This window comes from Sphingobium sp. GW456-12-10-14-TSB1 (genome assembly GCF_059424385.1).
Map to the genome: position 1 here is coordinate 745,501 of NZ_JBWKZI010000002.1, position 12,597 is coordinate 758,097.

The window sequence follows — 12,597 nt, forward strand, 5'->3', positions numbered from 1 at the left end:
TGGCGGCGCCATCTAATCTGCCGCGCCTCCCACCGCCTGGTAAAGACCAATTAGGGTAGTGAGTTCATCGGTTCTGGTCTGTATCAAAGACAGGTCGACTCCCAAAAGCGCGCGCTGAGCGTCGATTTGCTCGATATAGGCCGTATAGCCGGCTCGATATCGGTTTGAAGCATGGCGCAGGGCGTCTGCCACCGCCATTCTCTGGGCCCGCAACGCGACCTCTTGTTTGGTGAGATTGGCGAGCACCGCCATACGGTCGTCTACCTCGCGGAACGCGTTGAGTGCCGCCGAGCGATAGGCCCAAGCGGCCTGATCGCGCTGTGCAGTTGTGGCGTCCAGCTGCGCGGTAAGACGTCCACCCTGAAAGATCGGCGCAAGGATGCTGCCGCCTACCGACCATAAGCTGATCGGATCGGCGAGCAGATCCGAAATCGCGATGCCAGCGCTCGCGCCCAAGTTGATCGATGGCATAAATTGCGCACGGGCTGCCCGCATCTGCGCATCGGCAGCGGCGAGGCGATACTCGGCAACCGCAATGTCGGGACGGCGCCGAAGCAGTTCGGAAGGTAAAGTCGAGGGCGCCGCTGGCTGACGCAGGTTATCAAGCGTGCCACCACGATCAACCGTTCGTGGCAGATCGCCGCTCAGCACCGCAAGCGCGTTTTCCTGCCGCGCAATCTGTGCCCGGAGCTGTGGCACCAGCTGGACCGCCGCCTGATATTCGGCTTCGGCCTGACGGAGTTCGAGCTGCGATGTATAGCCGACTTCGGCGCGGTCACGGGCGAACTTGAGCGCCTGCTGACGCGCTACGACCGTATCTTCGAGCACCATCAGACGCGCGTCGAGCGCCAGCAGCGTGATATAGCCAGTTGCGGTTGCGGCAGTCACGGAGAGCCTGACTGCCTCTTCACTGGCCTCGCTCGCGGCAACGCCGGCGCTGGCCGCGTCGATCTGCGCGGCATTCTTGCCAAAGAGATCAAGCTCGTAGCTGGCGCGAAATGCCGGTTGCACACCGACTGATTCCAGTCCTTGGCCGAAGGGAGACACTTCTCGCCGAACCGCGCCATCGACGCCTATGCCGAGCGAGGGCAGCAACAAGCCGCGTGATCCACGCTCCGTGGCGCGCGCTTGCTCGACACGGGCAGCGGCGATCCGGACATCCGGATTGTTCGCGCGAGCCTTTTCGACCAGTGCAGACATTTGCGGATCGCCAAAGCGTTGCCACCATTGCGCCTCGACCGGAGCGGGCACGCCAAGCTGCGTGCGCCAAGCGATCGGCGCAGCCACCGACGCACCCCGGGGTGCATCTTGCAAGGCAGGCGCGCAGCCAGAAATCAGCAGGGCGCCGGTGAGCGTGGCGATGAAGCGGCTGCGCATCGGCTTCACTCCCCGGTATGCACGGTGGCGACTACGGACATGCCGGGGCCAAGCCGTCGGGCGATCTTCTGGTCAGGATCAAGCACGATGCGCACAGCGATCCGCTGTGGCACTTTGACGAAATTGCCCGCGCCGGTGTCAGGCTTGACGATACTGAATTCGCTGCTGGCCGCAGGCGCGATGCTCTGGACCCGGCCGGTCAGCTGTGCCCCGCCGAGCGCATCGATTTCCAGTGTGGCGCGCTGGCCGACCGACATATTCTCCGTCTGCGCTTCCTTGAAGTTCGCAACCACCCAAAGTTCATCGGGGACGATGTACATCAACTGGGTTCCGGCGCTGACCAGCTGGCCTTCTCGCGCGGTGATTTCGCTTAATCGACCCGATCGCGGTGCGCGAATTTCCGTCCGCGACAGCTCGAAGGCGGCCAGATCGCGCGATGCCTCGGCGCCTTGGACTTGAGCCTCCAGCGCTCCGCGACCCACCCGGACGGATCGGACATTCTGGGCCGCAATAGCGCGCTGAGCCTCAGCCTGCCTTACGCCGGCCTGCGATTGACGCAGCGCCGCCAGCGCCTGATCGCGTTCGCGCAAGGAGATCGAGCCTTCATCGACCAGCTCGTTGATGCGGTTCATATCTGCCTGTGCCTTCTGGTAGCCCGCCTGGGCGCTGGCCACAGCCGCATCCTGGAGCTGCAACTGTGCCTGGGCCGAGCGCAGGCTCTGCTCGCTATTGGCCAGTGTCGCCTGCTGTGCGGCGATGTTCGCGGCTCCCTGTTGCACCTTCTGGCGGAATGGCGTGGCATCGATCCGCGCGAGCAACTGGCCCTCTTTCACTGTCTGGAAATCGGCGACGCGAACCTCGACGAGATAGCCTGCGACCTGCGGGCTGACGATGGTCGTGCGCCCGCGCACATAGGCGTTGTTGGTGGTTTGATCGCCTCCGGCAAAGGGTGGCAACCCCCAAGCAAACAGCGCAACCAGCACGCCAATGACTATCAGCGCGCCAGCAATCAGCACGCGCTCGCGCGACAGCTGGGGCGACCAGCCCTTTTCGGGCGGCGCAGGCGTGCTGGCGGCGGCCGATGTTTCGGTGGCGGCAGCTTGCGGGTTGACGGATGTCATGGGTCGTTCCTTGCGCGCATGGCCTCGATAAAGGCGAGTTCCTTGGCGAGCGGATTGCGCCCGCGAATCTTGTTGATCACCCAAGGCACGAGCAGCGCAACGAAGGTGATCGCCGAGAGCGTGCAGATGAGGAAGAAGACGTCGTTGAACGCGAGCACCGCTGCCTCGCGGCCGATCTGGGCCGAGATACTGGCCGAGGTAGCCTGCTGCACCAGCGCCGGGTCCTGCTGCAATGGCGCGGTGCGCTGCGCCGTGTTCGAGAAAGCTTGAGAGAGCTGGACATTGCTCATCGCGAGCGTCGTGCCAGCATCGATCAGATGCGTCTTGAGCCGGACCGTGTGGAAGGCGGACAGCAGCGCAATGCCAGCAAGGCCGCCGACCGATTGCGACAGCGAGAAGATGGCAATGAAGCTGATTATATAATTTTGCCCCGCAGCAAGCGCGCGCAGCATCCCCTGCATCAGCACGGGCCCCATGGCGAACACGGCAGCAAAGGCGATAGCTGCCTGTGACAGATAGAGATCCTGAGGGCGACTCATGACGCCGGTGCGGGTGTCGGCAAAGGCTGCGACGCTGATCACGAGCACGGCAAATAGCACGGGCCGGGTCAAATCCTTTGGGTCGAGCCGGATGACCGATAGCAGCATGCCAGCAGTAGTCGCTCCGGTCAGCACCCAGAAATAGCCGGTCAGCTGCTCATTGCCATAACCAAGCGCCGTGAACATGCCGCTCGCCCCGAAACCTTGCTCTGCGACCAGGATGCGCACCGTCGCCCCAATCGCCGCGATGCTGAGGATCGCACGGCTCGATAGCCAGCTCAGGTCGAGCATCGGGCTCCTTCGGTTGGCCTCGATCAGCAGACAGCCGCCTAGCCCGATAACCGCAAGCACCACCGTATAGCCCAGCCATGGCGCGTCCCACCACACGATGCGTCCCAGGATCAGGAACGCGCAGAGCGAGGCGACGCCCAGCACGAACAGCATCATGCTCGGGATATCGAGTTTTTCGAAGGTCATCTTGCGCACGCCCGGTGGCAGACGCAGCAGGTAGACAAAAGCAAGACCCAGCAGCGAGAGTGCGAACTGGAACTTGAAAACATGGGTCATATCGCCATCGACCAACAGCGCGGGGGACAGCGCACGGCAGAACGGAAAAGCGATTTGCGTGAGTCCAAGTGAGAGTACGAGACCCGCAGTCCGCATCGTCGGCGGAAGGCCCTGCATAAGATAATAGATAGTGAGAGCCGACAGTCCGCTCGCAGCAATTCCGGCAACGGCACGCGCGGCCAATTCGGCGTGATAGCCCGGCCCGATAAGCTGCACGAAATTGGCGAGCACGAGCCCCGCCATCGCCCATCGCAAGAACAGCTGGATGCCAAATTCTTGTCGCACGCGAAACAATAGCATGCTCATCGTGGCATAGGTCGCGTAGAATGCGACCGTCATCCACCCCGCCTCGACTGGCGTCAGCGCAAATTCCGCCTGCAGAGCTGGCGTATTCGCCAGCAAGAAGCCATTTTGCGCGCCGCCGACGAGGCCGATGAATACGCCGATCGCCAGATAGGCGGCGCGCCGACGGGCTGGATGGTCCGGGTTGGCGGGCGATCCGGGTAGGATCGGCATTTCATGCGGTTTGAAGGCATATCCATCGGCCTTGTCGATCAATGGGGGCGGCGGCTCAGCCACAGGCCAGCCCCTCGTCCTTGGGACGGCCGGAATTTTTCCGATGTGCCATATGTCACCCCTGAGCGGCCAACCAACATGGTCCGGCCTAATTCAACTTGTGTCGAATACGTTATGTCTTTGCTGAAGTTCCCGGCACGTCGCAAAAAACATAACATGGATTAATTTCAAAGGTGGATTTGGTTGTCATGCAGATGGTGTTGCAATGTCGCCGCCCGGCTTCGATCAACATCTTGGCCTGGGCATTGGGCAGTTCGTTGCGTAGCGGCCTCGACCAAGATTGGTCATGCGCATCAGTTGCCACAAGCGGAACGTCCGCAAACAGATTTTAGCATGATCGGTGTTCAAGCATCTGCGACGAATGCGGAGAGGGAATACTGGCCGCTTTGCTCAGCGCTGCTTTCCCGGGACACCTTACCAGATCGCCTCTATCGTGCCGCAGGATCGCGCAGTGCGGCACCTAGCTTGGCAAGATTGCTGTTCAGCGTTTTCAGCGCAGCTTCATCCATGCCGGTTGCCTTGAGAACTTCAGCAGGGACGCAGCCCAGAGCTGTCTTGGCAAGATCACTGCCCGCCGATGTCAGACCCAGGCGGACAACCCGTTCGTCTTGCTTGTCCCGCGTGCGGGTCACCAATCCGGCCGCTTCCAACCGTTTGATCAAGGGAGTGAGCGTATTCGATTCCAGATGGAGTCGCTCGCCCAGTTCGCTGACGGTCTGGCTTTCCTTGCTGCTGAGCGCCACCAGCGCGAGATATTGCGGATAGGTTGTCAAACGGCGTTCAAAAGGGACCCCCGATCGGCGTCGAAGAGGGACCCCCTTTTCAGATAATATGATGCTGGTTTGTTGAAGATGGCCTTGCGCTGCGTGCGGCGGAGGGCGGGCGTAGCCCGACCGGAGGCGCGCGCAGCGCAAGATAGATTTTTGAAGGCGCCGAAGGTGGCTGTCAGCTGCGGTTTTTGAAGCGCCAGCTGTCGTTGCCCGTCTCGACGATATCGCAGTGGTGGGTGACGCGGTCGAGCAGCGCCGTGGTCATCTTGGGATCGCCGAACACGGTCGGCCATTCGCCGAAGGCGAGGTTCGTGGTGATGATGACGCTGGTCCGCTCATAAAGCTTGCTGATGAGGTGGAACAGCAACTGCCCTCCCGAGCGGGCGAACGGCAGATAACCGAGCTCGTCGAGAACGATCAGGTCGAGCCGCGACAGCTGCGCCGCCAGGGTCCCGCCTTTGCCGATCCGGGTCTCCTCTTCGAGGCGTGTCACCAGATCGACGGTGTTGAAGTAGCGGGCGCGAGCGCCCCTTCGCACGACATTGGCGGTGATCGCGATGGCGAGGTGGGTCTTGCCTGTCCCCGTGCCGCCGACCAGCACGATATTGCGGCGAGGCGGGAGGAAGGAGCCATCGTGAAGGGAGCGGATCATCTCCTCATTGATCGGTGTGCCCTCGAAGCTGAACCGCTCCAGGTCCTTCACCACGGGCAGCCTCGCAGCCGTCATCCGATAGCGGATGGAGGCTGCATCCCGGTGGGTCGCCTCAGCACGGAGCAGGTCGGTCAGTATCTCCATGGTGGTGCGCTTGCGCTGGAGGCCGGTGGTGACCGCCTCGTCGAACGCCGCCGCCATGCCCTTGAGTCCGAGGCCGCGCATCGTGTCGATCATATCATGCCGCTGCATCATAGCCTCGCAGCAGATCATAGCGGGCACAGTCGGCGAGCGGAGGATGCTGCAGCATCCGGTCTTCCGAAGTGACGATGCTGTGGGGTGTCGCCGGCTCGCGGCGCCGGGAGAGGATGTTGAGGATCAGCTCGTCGCTGGCCGTTCCGTTCGCCAACGCTTCGCGCACGGCAGCCTCTACCGGCTCCAGGCCATCGGTGAGCACCGCCGAGAGGACCCGCACGAACCTGCGATCGGCCTCGTCCCCGGTGCCGAGCCTTCGCCGTAATCGGTGCAGGGCGGGCGGCAGATCCCAGTCCTGGAACGGTGCGCCGTTACGCAGCGCGCCGGGCTTGTGCGCGAGGACCGGCAGATAATGCCAGGGATCGTATATCGTGCGGTTCCGACCGAAGTGGCGCTCATGCTCCCCGACGATCGCATCGCCGCAGCGTATGACGATGCGATCGGCATAGGAGCGCACCTGAACGGTCCGGCGTGCGGCCGTCGACATGACCGAGTAGCGGTTGCGATCGAAGCTGATGAGGCAGGTGCCGGTGACGGCATGCTCGCTCTCATGGAAGCCGTCGAACGGTGCCAGGATCGGCTGCAGGGCCGGTCGCTCCATATCCAGCGCCTCGGCGACGGTAATATCCCCGCGTTCGGGATGGGCATGATGCTCGGCCCAGCGCCGGCACTCGGCCTCCAGCCACCCGTTGAGCTCGGCCAGGCTGGCGAACCGGAGCCGCGGCTGGAAGAAGCGGCCTCGGATTGTCTGGACCTGCTGCTCGACCTGGCCCTTCTCCCATCCCGCCGCCGGCGAGCAGGCGGTCGGCTCGACCATGTAATGATCGGTCATGATCAGGAAGCGGCGGTTGAACACACGCTCCTTGCCGGTGAACACGGCCGTCACCGCCGTCTTCATATTATCGTAGATACCGCGTCGCGGCACACCGCCGAAGAACGCGAACGCCCGGGCATGGGCATCGAACAGCATCTCCTGGCCCTCGCGCGGATAGGCCCGGACATAGGGTGCGCGCGAGTCGCAGAGACGCATATGCGCCACCTTCACCCGCATCGGCTTGCCGGCGATCTCCACATCCTCGTGGCTCCAGTCGAACTGGTAGGCCTCACCCGGCTGGAAGGTCATCGGGATGAACGCCGGTGCGCCTTCGCCAGCATCCTTCCGCCGCGCAGCACGCCAGCGCGCCGCATAGCGGCGCACCGCATCATAGGATCCATCGAACCCCTCGCGCACCAGCAGGTCATGGATACGCGTCATCCGTAGCCGATCGCGGCGGCCGCGACCTTCGTTCTCCTCAAGCAGCGCATCGAGACGATCCTGATAAGGACCGATCCGCGGCAGCGGCTGGACTTTGCGCTGATAGTTGAACGCCGCCTCCGGCGACCGGATCGCTTTGCGGACGACCTTCCGCGACAAACGAAGGTCACGAGCGATCGCCTTGATCGCCTTACCCGCTGCATGCTCACGCCGAATCCGAACCACTGTCTCCACGATCAACATCCCGTTCTCGCCAACTGATCAAAACCAGTCGGCCGACTAAATCCCCGGGATGAAGGGGTCCTTTTTGCACGCCGATCACCCCACGAAGGGGGTGCCTATTGCACGCTGATCCTCATTGTCGTCGGGAAAATTCTCGTCGCCGCCCGTGAAATAGGCGAGCGCCCCCTCCTTTGTGGGACGATAGGTCTGCGTGCCAAAGGTCAGGGTCGGCTTGAACAGAACCTTTCCATTATCATAGTCATAATTATCGTGCAGGACTTGTACCGCGACAGCACGGGCGTCTCCGCCTTCGGAATGCGCCTTGCCGACTGCGACGACGTTGTCGCACCATGTCTGCAACGCGTTATGCACCATATCTTCCGTAAACATTCGTTCGCCAACTCCGATATGCTCTGCCTTGGACAGGCAAAGCCGCTTCCGATCCGCCTTCTTGCACATGCAAGATGATCTCATATTGCACAGTATGTTATACCATAACATACTGTGCGTGTAATTTTATATTGCTGGTTCTGTTGCCATCGCTGCTTCGTGGCGTCCGGCGCAGCTACATTCGGCGCAGACGATCACCTATGTTCAGCTATGTGTCGGGATGAGCCGCCCCCGCTCCGATCAGATTAGCGCGTTGCCATGGGCAAAATCGTTGAGCGACAGGCCAAGCCAGTGACCACATGATTCTGCCAGCCGCAGCCTACTCGGCAATAGGCATCTGGGCTTTGCGATCAAGCATCGGGCGCAGGCAGTTCATTTTGCACCAGCCATGGCTGATCATCGTCAATACGGGTTTATTGCTGCGCCATTTCGACCGGTGCGGGATCAACCTTGAAACGTGAAGCGAACGCCGTCTTGGCCCGTTCCAGTTCGGCAGCCTTCTCTTGTTCATAGCGAGCCAGCGCTTCCTCTTGCGCGGCGAGCTGTTCCCTGTAGGACAGGCCAGTATAGTCGATCGCGGCCAAAATATCCGCTTCCCCGAAGCCATATCCGTGCATATCGCAGGCCATGGCCGGCATCGCGACGAGCAGCGACGCGGCCGAGGCGAGCTGAACGCCGATTGAAACTGGACCTCGCATAAATCACGTCCTTTCGACGCCGCGCTCAAATCTCGCGGCTCTCCTTCATAAGGTAGAAAATGCCGCTTTCGTCTTCGCCACTCAAGATCAACTGTCCCTCGAACGACTGTACGCCCGATCGCACCGCAATGGGTGCACTGGTCCTGATCTCGACAAACTGATTAGGAGCCGGGTTCAGGTGGAAAGGACAATCGGGTGGGTAGGCGAGCAGTACGAAATGCGTCTGCTTGGGGCTGTTCTGAAGCGGCATGACATAACCGCTTACCTTGATCCGCTTGCCTTTCAGCGCCTTGACCTTCGGTGAGAAGGCAGGCTTTGAATAGATGGTGCCAGCTTGGCGTCGCTGGATCTCCTTGGTCGATTCCAGCACGGCCCAGGATATGCCGCCCGGCGGCGCAGCCGCAGGCTTCCAGATCGATTCTGACGGTTTCAAATTATCGGGACGCTGCGCGACCGCCGCCGGTGCGATCAGGATCGCAGCCGCCATGGCATGGCAAAAAAACAAAGCCGCAGCTCGCAACGCATGTCTCCGATCAGATATGAGATAACGTTATATTCTGGCATGGTGAAGTCAAGCGGCGCTTCCGCCTCTCTGCTTTTCGGAAGTCGGGAGAGTCGAGGAGGAACAGACGCCTTGGTCCCCGACCGACTGTGACGCTATGATAGCGCAAGTCGTTGCTAGTGCCGTAGTGGTATTCTGCGACCACATGGCAATTCGCTAGCCCGCGAAAAGGCGCACAAGGCAGCTTCAGGTCAAAGTTCCTGACGATATTCGCCGGCAGGCGTGACAGGGCCATCTGAGGCGAAGGGAACGCATCCGTGGCTTCTCCTCTTGACCTTGCCTTGCCGTTGCCCGACCTGCCGTCCCCATGTCCGGCGAGTCAGCTCCATGCGAATCGTGATCATTGATGACAGCGGGCTGCGGGCCAGCGTCCTCGAAGAGGGGCTGCACGAGGCGGGCTATGACGATATTCATATCGTCCCGCCGCGCGGCGGCTTTGTCGCGCGCCTCGAACGCATGGCCCCCGATGTGGTTCTGATGGACCTTGGCAGCCCCAGTCGCGATACGCTGGAGGAGATGCTGACGGTCAGCCGTGCGCTCGCCCGGCCGATCGCCATGTTCGTGGACCAGTCTGACGAGGCGATGATCGGTGCGGCGATCGATGCGGGCGTGTCGGCCTATGTCGTTGACGGATTGCGCAAGGAGCGGGTCAAGCCGGTGCTGGAACTGGCGGTGCGGCGCTTTAACGCCTTTGCCAAGATCCAGAGTGAACTGGAAGAGGCGCGCAGCGCGCTGTCCGACCGCAAGATCATCGACCGCGCCAAGTCCATTCTGATGAACCAGCGGTCGCTGAGCGAGCAGGATGCCTATGCGCTGCTGCGGACGGCAGCGATGAATCAGGGCAAGAAAATCGTGGAAGTGGCGCAGGCGCTGATCACCGCCAGCGACCTGTTGGGAGGGGGATTATGACGACAGGGCTGCGCATCGCCTTCCTGCCGCTGACCGATGCCGCCGTCTTGGTGGCGGCGCGGGAAAGGGGTTTTGCCGAGGAGGAGGGGATTGCCCTTGATCTCGTGCGCACGACCAGTTGGGCGACGCTGCGCGACCGGCTGGTTTTTGGTCAGGTGCAGGCCGCGCACATGCTGGCGCCGCTGGCCGTAGCGGTGACGTTGGGGCTGAGCCAGCAGCCCGCCGCGCTGGCTGCGCCCTACAAGCTGAACGTCAACGGCAATATGCTGGTCATGGCCTGCGATTTCGCCAAGGCGCTGGAGCAGGCTATCGCCAGCCGTCTGGCCGATCCGCTGGGCACCGCGCATGATTTTGCCGCCGCGATCGGCCTGTGGCGGCGTAAGCCGGTGATTGGCGTCGTCCACCGCTTTTCGAGCCATGCGATCATGCTGCGCTATTGGCTGGCGAGCGCGGGCGTGGACCCGGATCGCGATGTCGTGCTGCGCGTGCTGCCGCCCTCACTGACGGTCGAGGCGATGCACGCGGGCGAGATAGACGGTTTCATCGCGGGCGAACCGTGGGGCAGCGCGGCGGTGGAAGCGGGCCTCGCTGAAACCGTGGCGATCGGCGAGCGCATCTGGCGACGCGGCGTCGAAAAGGTGCTGGCTTTCCGCGAATCCTGGCTGGAGGAGAATCCGCAAACCGTCGACCGACTGCTGCGCGCGCTGGTGCGGGCGGCGGCATGGTGCGATGATCCAGCGCACCGCGACGACCTGACGCATTTGCTGGCCCGACCGGATTATGTCGACCAGCCCGCCTATCTGATCGATCGCGCCCTCTCCGGCACACTTGTCGCGCGGGCTGGCGAACCCTCGATCGTCAGTCCCGATTTCATGCTGTTCGGGCGGGAAGCAACGCCCTTTCCCTGGCGCAGTCAGGCGTTGTGGATCTATTCGCAATTGGTGCGCTGGGGCATGGTCGATCATGATCCGGATATGGCTGCGCGGGCAGGGGCCGTGTTCCGCCCCGACATATTCCGCCGCGCGCTGGCCGACAGCAATGTGCCGATGCCCGGCGCCAGCATGAAGCTGGAAGGGGCGGTCGCCGCACCGCTGGCGGTCGGATCGCGCCGGGGCGAGCTGACGCTGGGGCCGGACAGCTTCTTTGACAAGCGGGTGTTCGACCCGGAACGAATCGACGAATTTCTGAGCGGTTTTGCGCCGCTGCGTTGATTTTCGGCGAAAAATTGTGCCTTGCAACATGACGCGAATCGCGAGATAAGATTGTAACCGCGCGACGATGCGCGTTGAACAGGAATGCGTCATCCCAAGGTCGGGACCGCCATTCCGATCTATCACACAGCAAAGCCGCTGACCGGACGTCCCATCGGGAAATGTCCGGCCTGCGGCTTTTTTTGTTCATTTTCGAACCTGGGGGTGACCTATCATGGCAACTGCATATTGGGACCGGGAGGGCGAAGGGCAGCAACCCGCCGCCACGACCAGCTTCTGGAAGGCCGGCCACACGCCGACCCTGATCGCGGCATTTCTCTATTTCGACCTGGCCTTCATGGTGTGGGTGCTGTTGGGGCCGCTCGCCCCGATGATCGCCAAGACGCTGATGCTGACGCCCGCCGAAAAGGGGCTGATGGTCGCCACGCCGACGCTGATGGGGGCGCTGTTGCGCGTGGTCAACGGCCTGCTGGTCGACCGGATCGGCCCGAAATTGTCTGGCGCGATCAGCCAGGTTATCGTCATCATCGGCCTGTTCACTGCCTGGGCGCTGGGCATCAACAGCTTTGAAGGTACGCTGGCGCTGGGCGTAGTGCTGGGTTTCGCCGGGGCAAGCTTTGCGATCGCGCTGCCGCTCGCCAGCCGTTGGTATCCCGCCGAACATCAGGGCAAGGCGATGGGTCTGGCCGGCATGGGCAATTCGGGTACCGTGCTGGCCGCCTTGTTCGCGCCGGGCCTGGCCAAATTGTTCGGCTGGAACGCCGTGCTGGGCCTGGCCTGCATCCCGCTCAGCATCGTCTTTGTCATCTATATGATCATGGCGAAGGATGCACCCAATGCGCCCCCGGCCAAGAAGATGGTCGATTATTTCCAGCCGCTCAAACAGGCCGACGCCTGGCTGCTGATGGCCTTCTATGCCGTCACTTTCGGCGGGTTCGTTGGCCTTGCCGCCAGCCTGCCGATCTATTTCACCGACCAGTTCGGCCTGACTCCGGTGATGGCGGGCTATTGCACTGCAGGCTGCGTGTTCGCCGGATCGCTGGTCCGTCCGCTGGGTGGCGCGCTGGCTGACAGGATTGGCGGCGTCAAGGCGCTGATGATGGTCTATATCGTCGCCGCGATTGCGCTGGCGGGGGTAGCCTTCGCCACCACGCTGGGGGCTGCGCTGGGCCTGTTCGTCATCGCCATGCTGGCGCTCGGCACAGGCAACGGGTCGGTGTTCCAGTTGGTGCCGCAGCGGTTTCAGGCGGAAATCGGCGTGATGACCGGCCTCGTCGGCATGGCGGGCGGCATTGGCGGCTTCTATCTCGCCAGTTCGCTGGGCTTTGCCAAGCAACTGACCGGCAGCTTTTCGGCCGGTTTCCTGATCTTTGCGGGGCTGGCGGTCATCGCCTTTGCTGGGCTGGCGCTGGTCAAGGCCCGGTGGCGCGCAACCTGGAGCACGGGCGCCCGAATCTGAGTTGACGTTTGGAGGGGAGGGGCGGACCTTCATG

The 12,597-nt window shown here is 62.5% G+C and carries 12 protein-coding genes; 3 read left to right on the forward strand and 9 right to left on the reverse strand.

The features are described from left to right. Window positions 1-12: 12 nt before the first annotated feature. From AC07X9_RS20700 to AC07X9_RS20740, 9 genes are all read right to left on the reverse strand, one after another. Window positions 13-1,377 carry an efflux transporter outer membrane subunit gene (locus tag AC07X9_RS20700; RefSeq protein ID WP_017183390.1) on the reverse strand — a complete coding sequence of 455 codons (1,365 nt, stop codon included), beginning with the start codon at window positions 1,375-1,377 and terminating at the stop codon, window positions 13-15. A 5-nt stretch (window positions 1,378-1,382) separates the two neighbouring features. Next, window positions 1,383-2,498, reverse strand: a complete 1,116-nt coding sequence (locus AC07X9_RS20705; RefSeq protein WP_017183391.1) for an HlyD family secretion protein — start codon at window positions 2,496-2,498, stop codon at window positions 1,383-1,385. Then, a complete protein-coding gene (locus tag AC07X9_RS20710; RefSeq protein WP_254908172.1) occupies window positions 2,495-4,183 on the reverse strand; it encodes an MFS transporter in 1,689 nt (562 codons plus the stop codon). Before AC07X9_RS20710 ends, AC07X9_RS20705 begins: the two co-directional genes overlap by 4 nt. 425 nt (window positions 4,184-4,608) lie before the next feature. Then, window positions 4,609-4,953, reverse strand: a complete 345-nt coding sequence (locus tag AC07X9_RS20715; protein WP_017183393.1) for a MarR family winged helix-turn-helix transcriptional regulator — start codon at window positions 4,951-4,953, stop codon at window positions 4,609-4,611. 172 nt (window positions 4,954-5,125) lie between these two features. Then, window positions 5,126-5,854, reverse strand: coding sequence for an IS21-like element helper ATPase IstB (istB, locus tag AC07X9_RS20720; protein ID WP_031304487.1), 729 nt, complete (start codon window positions 5,852-5,854; stop codon window positions 5,126-5,128). After that, on the reverse strand, window positions 5,841-7,355 hold the full coding sequence (gene istA, locus AC07X9_RS20725; protein ID WP_021238707.1) for an IS21 family transposase: 1,515 nt from the start codon (window positions 7,353-7,355) through the stop codon (window positions 5,841-5,843). Before istA ends, istB begins: the two co-directional genes overlap by 14 nt. 75 nt (window positions 7,356-7,430) lie before the next feature. Beyond that, a complete protein-coding gene (locus AC07X9_RS20730) occupies window positions 7,431-7,724 on the reverse strand; it encodes a metal-independent carbonic anhydrase family protein (RefSeq protein WP_241763619.1) in 294 nt (97 codons plus the stop codon). A 413-nt stretch (window positions 7,725-8,137) separates the two neighbouring features. Beyond that, the gene (locus AC07X9_RS20735; RefSeq protein ID WP_017182449.1) at window positions 8,138-8,422 is read right to left on the reverse strand and encodes a hypothetical protein; all 285 of its coding nucleotides are present in this window, start codon (window positions 8,420-8,422) and stop codon (window positions 8,138-8,140) included. Between the two features lie 25 nt (window positions 8,423-8,447). Beyond that, window positions 8,448-8,909, reverse strand: a complete 462-nt coding sequence (locus tag AC07X9_RS20740; protein ID WP_019052796.1) for a DUF3299 domain-containing protein — start codon at window positions 8,907-8,909, stop codon at window positions 8,448-8,450. A 402-nt stretch (window positions 8,910-9,311) separates the two neighbouring features. Here AC07X9_RS20740 and AC07X9_RS20745 point away from each other — a divergent pair, with 402 nt between their 5' ends. The 3 genes from AC07X9_RS20745 to AC07X9_RS20755 all read left to right on the forward strand — a co-directional run bounded on the left by AC07X9_RS20745 (window position 9,312) and on the right by AC07X9_RS20755 (window position 12,563). Next, window positions 9,312-9,893: an ANTAR domain-containing response regulator gene (locus AC07X9_RS20745; protein WP_017182451.1), complete on the forward strand. Its 582-nt coding sequence runs from the start codon at window positions 9,312-9,314 to the stop codon at window positions 9,891-9,893. After that, window positions 9,890-11,104 (forward strand): ABC transporter substrate-binding protein, encoded by a 1,215-nt coding sequence (locus AC07X9_RS20750; RefSeq protein ID WP_017182452.1) that lies wholly within the window; start codon window positions 9,890-9,892, stop codon window positions 11,102-11,104. The genes AC07X9_RS20745 and AC07X9_RS20750 overlap by 4 nt, the downstream gene beginning before the upstream one ends. 214 nt (window positions 11,105-11,318) lie before the next feature. Continuing rightward, window positions 11,319-12,563: a nitrate/nitrite transporter gene (locus AC07X9_RS20755; RefSeq protein WP_017182453.1), complete on the forward strand. Its 1,245-nt coding sequence runs from the start codon at window positions 11,319-11,321 to the stop codon at window positions 12,561-12,563. The last annotated feature ends 34 nt before the right edge of the window (window positions 12,564-12,597 follow it).

What these genes read in the sequence shown, in the direction of transcription:
- AC07X9_RS20730 (WP_241763619.1), bottom strand. Translation starts at nt 7,724, where the DNA reads ATGTTTACGGAAGATATGGTGCATAACGCGTTGCAGACATGGTGCGAC.
- AC07X9_RS20755 (WP_017182453.1), top strand. Translation starts at nt 11,319, where the DNA reads ATGGCAACTGCATATTGGGACCGGGAGGGCGAAGGGCAGCAACCCGCC.
- istB (WP_031304487.1), bottom strand. Translation starts at nt 5,854, where the DNA reads ATGCAGCGGCATGATATGATCGACACGATGCGCGGCCTCGGACTCAAG.
- AC07X9_RS20740 (WP_019052796.1), bottom strand. Translation starts at nt 8,909, where the DNA reads ATGGCGGCTGCGATCCTGATCGCACCGGCGGCGGTCGCGCAGCGTCCC.
- AC07X9_RS20750 (WP_017182452.1), top strand. Translation starts at nt 9,890, where the DNA reads ATGACGACAGGGCTGCGCATCGCCTTCCTGCCGCTGACCGATGCCGCC.
- istA (WP_021238707.1), bottom strand. Translation starts at nt 7,355, where the DNA reads ATGTTGATCGTGGAGACAGTGGTTCGGATTCGGCGTGAGCATGCAGCG.
- AC07X9_RS20700 (WP_017183390.1), bottom strand. Translation starts at nt 1,377, where the DNA reads ATGCGCAGCCGCTTCATCGCCACGCTCACCGGCGCCCTGCTGATTTCT.
- AC07X9_RS20735 (WP_017182449.1), bottom strand. Translation starts at nt 8,422, where the DNA reads ATGCGAGGTCCAGTTTCAATCGGCGTTCAGCTCGCCTCGGCCGCGTCG.
- AC07X9_RS20705 (WP_017183391.1), bottom strand. Translation starts at nt 2,498, where the DNA reads ATGACATCCGTCAACCCGCAAGCTGCCGCCACCGAAACATCGGCCGCC.
- AC07X9_RS20745 (WP_017182451.1), top strand. Translation starts at nt 9,312, where the DNA reads ATGCGAATCGTGATCATTGATGACAGCGGGCTGCGGGCCAGCGTCCTC.